At 59.5% G+C, this 6,841-nt stretch carries 5 protein-coding genes; 1 reads left to right on the plus strand and 4 read right to left on the minus strand.

Going from position 1 to position 6,841, the window contains the following annotated elements; all coding sequences use genetic code 11:
- On the plus strand, positions 1-659 hold a 659-nt coding region (locus J3S20_RS29525), incomplete at its 5' end, for a hypothetical protein (RefSeq protein ID WP_216840516.1).
- A 428-nt stretch (positions 660-1,087) separates the two neighbouring features.
- On the opposite strand, the gene J3S20_RS29530 is transcribed toward J3S20_RS29525, so the two are convergent.
- The 4 genes from J3S20_RS29530 to J3S20_RS29545 all read right to left on the minus strand — a co-directional run.
- Positions 1,088-2,575, minus strand: coding sequence for an ATP-binding protein (locus J3S20_RS29530; RefSeq protein WP_343215339.1), 1,488 nt, complete (start codon positions 2,573-2,575; stop codon positions 1,088-1,090).
- A 109-nt stretch (positions 2,576-2,684) separates the two neighbouring features.
- Positions 2,685-2,849: an antitoxin MazE-like protein gene (locus tag J3S20_RS31350; protein ID WP_216840518.1), complete on the minus strand. Its 165-nt coding sequence runs from the start codon at positions 2,847-2,849 to the stop codon at positions 2,685-2,687.
- Positions 2,846-5,827, minus strand: coding sequence for a type I restriction endonuclease subunit R (locus J3S20_RS29540; RefSeq protein WP_216840519.1), 2,982 nt, complete (start codon positions 5,825-5,827; stop codon positions 2,846-2,848). The genes J3S20_RS31350 and J3S20_RS29540 overlap by 4 nt, the downstream gene beginning before the upstream one ends.
- On the minus strand, positions 5,827-6,841 hold a 1,015-nt coding region (locus J3S20_RS29545; RefSeq protein WP_216840520.1), incomplete at its 5' end, for a restriction endonuclease subunit S. The genes J3S20_RS29540 and J3S20_RS29545, both read right to left, overlap by 1 nt.

Genomic DNA, 6,841 nt, shown 5'->3' on the forward strand with positions numbered 1-6,841 from the left:
CTATCTCAGCCCTGTGGCATTCGAGCGCTCGGCCGATTCAGGCTAAACTCGGTGTCCGTCGAACCGGCAGCAGGCCAATTTGGGACTCAATGTTCGAAAACGATCTTCGGGTTTTTCACGCCACCCGCCTGCACGACACGCACACGATCAGGACTGAGGGTCTTCGTAAACTAAACATCGCAGAGCGCGTCGCCGCTGTTCGGGCCGCGCTCGCTGCCCTCGGAAAGGGCGGCCTTGCCGAAGAATTCGACGCGGCTGTCGCCCGCTTCAATCTCAGCACCCCCGAATTTCGTTACAGAGAGCGGAAAGTTTACGCCACGCCCGCGCGCCGCTTCCTTCACGATGGCGGCTGCGATGTCTTCTTCGAGAACTTTGGTGGCGAAGCCATCGAGCGCATCTGCTTGCAGGGCTCAGCGACGCTTCGAGAGGCGCTCTCACACTTCGGGGACCCTTCGGTGGTCGTCTTTCGAATTCCGTCTTTCCGGACGTGCAAGAGGAGCGAGAGCGCGCTGCCGAACTGCATGCTGGACCTCATGCTGCAACGTCAGGGGCTGCTGGATCATCGACCGGGCTATTGGGACGTGGTGATCGAGCATGACGTTCCCCCTGACTGGATCGAGGCAGTAGTCCCTCAGCATGACCCGTCAGTCGCGGGGTAGAATGATCGTCAGCGGTTAGTGCGGTCGCCATGACTTACCTCTTTCCGCCAACTCTGGCTACGTGCCAGTCTGAATGCTGGAGAAGACGAGATGGCTAAGCAATCACTTCGCGGAGTTCGACGCGCCTTACGAAGAGCGGCGGCTGACGCCCTTGCTAAGACAGGCCGCATCGAAAGCTCCCTTGCGAAGATTGCCGATAGTCCGCCGGTTAATGCTGCTGCACGGGCCGCAATAGCCCCACCAAAGAGGGCCCGATAGCTAGCACTTTCACGCGGAGCATCTGCGACCACAGCCAAGAAGCCGCTAGCCTCGATCCCAATGCTCCCGCCAACATGCAGAGATGACCGTTTGTTCTAAGGTCTGGGTGAGTGGATGGGCGCTCCGCCGGATGGCCGATGGTTCGAAGGATGTTCGGGTGGACTAGTCCTTCACACACCTTCAGGCGCCGCATCGGCAGCCACATGCGCAAGGCGCTCCATAAGCCGTGCTTCAGTGACGTTCAGCCAGCCAACTCGATAGCAATGAAGCGCCAGAGGAAACAGGGTGACCTCATGATCTGCATAGATAACTGTCGCGCTCTGAGTTTTGGTTGAGCAACCAAGGGGCATTCGGCCAGTCTGACGTGTGAAATGGACCAGTGATTCCAATTCACGATGATCTTCGGCCGGTCGATCCGTCCACTTTACATCGTACGCGTAAATAGGGCGACCTGTTGCGGGATCGATAAAGACAATATCAACTTCACCGCCGCCTCTTTTGTTCCAGCGAGCGTAGTGGACGTTCGGCAAATCGGCGCTGTGCAGCCACTGCGTAATGGTCGCTGTCTCGGCAAGTGCTCCAAGAGCCTGACTATTCGCTGCCACAGGTCCGAATAACGCTGCCCGCATCGATGGATTTGTCAGGTATACCTTGAAGTTCATCTGTCTTTGAAATCGTTGGGCTTTTTCGTCCACCCGACGGACAGTGTGGATCAAAAACGCAGCCTCAAGATACTCAAGGTAGCGAAGTATCGTATTTTTCGCTACCGATGCATTTTTGGAAAGATCATCAAGGCTTACTTCTTGCCCCGTATTGTATGCGATGGCATTAAATAGTCGCTTAAGTTCCTGAATATCTTGAATGCCGTACAGGCTTGGTAGGTCATGCGCAAGTACCTTCTGAACGATGTCGTTACCGACGAACCGCTGGAATTCGTCACGAATGGCCGGATTCATCACAGCTTCTGGGTAACCGCCATAGTTTAGGTAGTCCAAAAATGCATCGTTCAAAGACGGTAGGTCAAGCGCACTAAACAGCGGAACGCGCCCCTGCCGCTCGGTACGACGCACGAGGGTTTCCTCTCGACCCGTAAATGCAAGAAATTCGGCGAACGTGAGTGGAGGCAGGTTGAAATCGGTAAAGCGCCCAGCGCCACTTTCCTCACTCCGGCGCTTTAAAGCCGCAGTAGCTGAACCGGAGCAGACAAACCGGGTTGCCGGATATCGGTCCACCAAATCTTTCAGATGCCGCTCCCAGTCTTTAAGATACTGGATTTCGTCGAAGATCACGAGACGCGGTCCGTCTGGGTCGTGGTGTTGCTCTTTCTCGAATAATGCGAGGAACTGAGAAAGGGCGAGGTCTGTGTAGGTCGGAGTGTCGATAGAAGCGTAAAGGACCGGACCAAGTTCACCGCTGGTGGCAAATTCTCCGATCATCTGCTGCAACATTGTTGTCTTCCCAACTCGACGCGAGCCGAGAAGAATCACCGCGCGCTTAATTGGTGCGCGGACTAGCTTGCAGAGGGGGTTGAAATATGCTCGCCGAGGTAGGCTGTAGGGCGCTCGGCCAAGGTCGAGCGGCCCGCTCCACCATGGGTTGTCCGAACGTAGCCTGTGCGAGATATCACCCGCTGAGATGGTCAACATACCAACCAACATCAGTCTTCTGATCTTGGTTGTCCAGCGCGGATTTTTCGGTTAATTATCAGGGGCTTGTGGTGTGCTGATAGTGCTACGCTACGCGTCGGCGCAGAGGCACCGCAGCCGGTCAAGCCGGAGCATCTCTTCGCCGGTCGGCGACCGCCGCAGCCTGTAGCCTCGTCTCGGCCAGAACGGGTTCCTGCCGGACTTCGGCGATGAGGAACTGGCCCGGCCGTAGCCCGGCGGCCCGGAGCCGGTCTCGGTGCCACGCGACGTGCGCCTTGGAGGTCATGGCTTCTGCTGCCCATCCCCCGACCGCGCCTGCGACGCGAACTCGCGCATCATCGCGTCCAGCATCAGGCCCCGGAAATCGGCATTGGACATGAACTGCTCGGCCATGGCGCCATTGCGCTCCACTCGGCCCAGCACGGCGTTCATCGCCGCTGGGTCAAAGGCGTGGCGGAAATTGCCGAGGGTGTTGGTCCGGGCCTGCTCAGCAAGCTTATCATCCTTCGCGAGATCGAGGACGATCTGCTGCATGAAGAGCTTGTCGCTTTCGTTGAAGTCGGTGCCGAACCGCTCGTTGGCGAGGGTGATGACGGCCGAGAGCGGCGACAGGTCCTCGTCCTTCGCCTTCCCGGTGCCGACCTCGGCCGGGCCTATGAGCGTCTGCGCTTCGCCAACCGGCAGGGCGACCGTGCCCTCGAAGGTCTTGTCGAGCCGGTAGTAGGTCAGCGTCACATCGTCATCGAGGTCGATGGCGCCACCGCCCTCGCGCTTCGGCAGCTTCGTTCGCAGCAGGCGGCCATAGGCGTAGAGCTTTTCAAGGTCGGCATCGGCGAAGGCTGCGATCTGGCTGACGAAGCCGTATAGCCGAACGTAGGTGGTCAGCATCGACCGGAATTCCTCGCGGCGTTCTTCGTCCTGCTCGGCTGTGAAGCGCGTCACTGCCGGGTCGATGCCCTTATGCAGGAGGCCCTGATCAGCGGGCTTCTGCTTATCCTTCGGCTTGAAGAAGACGCGCGCGAAGTCCTCCACTTCCTGCTTCCAGAAGAACTGGAACGCTTCGAGGTTGGTCTTCAGGTGATAAAGCTGGTTCGGGTCGGTCGGCTCGTCGATCTCGGGCCGCTCGTAGTAGGGCGCAAACGCCTCCTTGATCTCCTCCGCGTCGTTCTCGAAGTCGAGGACGAAGGTGTCCTCCTTGCCCCGGCACATTCGGTTCAGCCGCGAGAGCGTCTGCACCGCCTTCAGGCCCTTGAGCTTCTTGTCCACGAACATCGTGTGCAGGAGGGGCTGGTCGAAGCCGGTCTGGTATTTCTCAGCTACGAGCAGCAGTTGGAAATCATCCCCGGCGAAGCGGTCGCGTAGCTGCGCCTCGGGGAAGCCGTTCATCCCGGTCTCGGTATAGGGGCCGCCATCCGCGATCACCGTGCCGGAGAAGGCGACCAGCACGCCGAGGTCGGTATAACCCTTCGACTTGATGTAGGTGTCGAACGCCTCCTTGTAGCGGACGGCGTGCAGGCGCGACCGGGTGACCACCATGGCCTTGGCCCGGCCGCCGATCTTGTGCCGGGTGTGGGCGCGGAAGTGCTCCACCATCACCTCGGTCTTCTGAGCGAGGTTGTGGGGATGGAGGGAGGCGAAGCGGGCGATGGCGCGCTTCGCCTTGTCCTTCTCGACCTCCGGGTCGTCGTCCACCGCTTTGGCGAAGCGGTAGTAGGTCTTGTAGGTGGTGTAGTTGCGCAGCACGTCGAGGATGAAACCCTCCTCAATGGCCTGCCGCATGGAGTAGAGGTGGAACGCCTCCGGCTTGCCGTCCGGCCCCGGCTGGCCGAACAACTCCATGGTCTTCTTCTTCGGCGTCGCGGTGAAGGCGAAGAAGGACAGGTTCGGCTGTCGCCCGCGTGCGCCGATGGCCTTCTGGACCTCGGCCTCCACCTCGTCCTCGACGCCGTTGTCGTCGGTGTTCTCGGCTTCTGCCTTTTCGAGTGACGTGGCGGCAAGCGCCTTCTTCAGGCTGGCCGCGCTCTCCCCGGTCTGGGAACCATGCGCCTCGTCCACGACGATGGCGTAGCGCCGGGCGTCCGTGGCCGAGAGCTTGCCGAGGATAAAGCCGAACTTCTGGATGGTGGAGATGATGATCGGCGTGCCCCGGTTCAGGGCGGCGGCAAGCTGGTTGCTGTCGCTGTCGATCTTCTCGACGACGCCCTGCTTGTGCTCGAACTGGTAGATCGTGTCCTGCAACTGCTTGTCGAGCACGCGGCGGTCGGTGATGACGATGACGGAGGTGAAGATCGGCTTGTCGTCGGCCCCGTGCAGGCCGGAAAGGCGATGCGCGAGCCACGCGATGGAGTTGGACTTGCCCGACCCGGCCGAGTGCTCGATCAGGTAGTTCTCGCCCGCGCCGTGGCTGCGCACATGGGCCAGCACTTTCCGCACCGCATCCCACTGGTGGTAGCGCGGGAAGACGATGGCCTTGTCCTTGCCCTTTTCTGTCTTCTCAACGTGAACAAACCGGCCGAGGATGTCGAGCCAGTTGTCCCGCGCCCACACCTCCTCCCAAAGATAGGCGGTGCGATAGCCGTTCGAGTTGTCCGGGTTGCCTGCGCCTGTGCCACGCCCACGATTGAAGGGCAGGAAGAAGGTGTCCTTGCCTTCCAGCTTGGTCGTCATGAACACGAGGTCCGGGTCCACGGCGAAGTGGACCAAGGCACGCGCCTTCCAGCGAAGCAGCGGTTCCCGTGAATCCCGGTCGTGCCGGTATTGGTGTTTGGCGTGCTCGACGGTCTGGTTGGTGAAGGGGTTCTTCAACTCGGCTGTGGCGACCGGCAGACCGTTGACGGCGAGCACAAGGTCAATGGAGAGCGCCGGGTCCTTGGTGGCGTAGCGGACCTGCCGGGTGACGGTGAGGACGTTCTGCCCGTAGGCGGCCAGCGCCTCTGGATTCAGGCCGGAGGCGGGTCGGAAGAAGGCGAGACGCAGTTTCACTCCGCTGTCAGTGACGCCGTGACGCAGCACGTCCAGCGTGCCGCGAAGGTCCAGTTCCTTGGCGACGAGGGCGACCACCTTCGCTTCGACGGCAGCGCCGTGGAACTTCGAGAGCTTGGCCCATGCGTCTGGCTGGCTCGCCTTGAGGAAGTCGGTCAGGACGGCGGGCCAGAGGGCGAGCGCGGCGTCGAAGCCCGCCGGATCGCCCGTCTGGTAACCGCCCGCCGCAAGCAGGCTGTCCTCGATGGCGGCCTCGAAGCCTTTCTCCTTGTGGTCAACCATCACTCCGCCGCCTGTCGGAGGCGAGCCGAGCGGCTCTCGATCTGTCCAGTCACGGCTGCGGTGATCAATGCGCGCCTCCGTTCGTTAAGCTGGTCGGCAATAGCTTCGCTGGTTTCACGTACTGTAGTGAGCTTCTGCAATCGGCTCTCAAGTTCAGAAACGATGGCGATCTGTTCACTTTTGGGAGGCACAGGTATAGTAAAACTACGCACAAGGTCCGTATTAAGATTCGGTTGCCCTTGCCCTTGACCGTAGAATTCGCGAATATAAGTAGTGCTTGCCTTAAGAACCCAATACAAGAAGTCTTTGTCAATTTTTTTATTAAGATTTAATAAAGCCACTGATCCATCGTTGATGCATCCTTGTATACGAATAATTTTCGGCACACCTAATGTCGCGCCGCTATTAGTTAGAAGGAGCGTGTCGCACGAAACCATGCGACTCGCCTTTACCCCGGCCTGCGTCAAATACTCAGTTGTATTGAAAAGTTCTTTTTGATCATCTTTGGTAACTTCGGCTACCGTAATCCAAGGGCAAAAGTCGCCACCAAAAAACTCCGGATTTCCAGCCGGTCTCGGAGACGCGCCTCGGACAACTGTTGCGATGTGCCTTACTTTGCATGTGCTCCAATGTGCTGGGATCGCGCCGATCCAAGGAACTCCCGACTCCTGCGTGCGAGGTGTCGTGCGGAAGCCCTTTGTGACAGCCCGAATCATGAGGCATCGCTGTTGCTCGCGGAGGCGCTCATTCAGGGCGTGTTGTTTCTCTATGAGCGCGTCGATGTTAGCCGTTTCGCGGTCGAGGAAAGCTACGAGGTCTGCCTGCTCATCTGGTGGCGGAACGGGCACACATAGATCGCCAATATCGTCCCAACTCGCGCGCGGCATCTTCGCGCCGTAGGTGGTAGCCGTCACAGCCTTAACAAAGCCGGGCGTCACTAATACTACTGTGTCACATAATGGTGACGCTGAGTGAGGCGGTGGCAGCAGGGACATCGCGGCATGCTGCGGGCAA

It is taken from the genome of Falsiroseomonas tokyonensis, from assembly GCF_019024325.1.
GTDB classification, from domain to species: Bacteria; Pseudomonadota; Alphaproteobacteria; order Acetobacterales; family Acetobacteraceae; genus Falsiroseomonas; species Falsiroseomonas tokyonensis.

What these genes read in the sequence shown, in the direction of transcription:
- J3S20_RS29530 (WP_343215339.1), bottom strand. Translation starts at nt 2,575, where the DNA reads ATGTTGGTTGGTATGTTGACCATCTCAGCGGGTGATATCTCGCACAGG.
- J3S20_RS31350 (WP_216840518.1), bottom strand. Translation starts at nt 2,849, where the DNA reads ATGACCTCCAAGGCGCACGTCGCGTGGCACCGAGACCGGCTCCGGGCC.
- J3S20_RS29540 (WP_216840519.1), bottom strand. Translation starts at nt 5,827, where the DNA reads ATGGTTGACCACAAGGAGAAAGGCTTCGAGGCCGCCATCGAGGACAGC.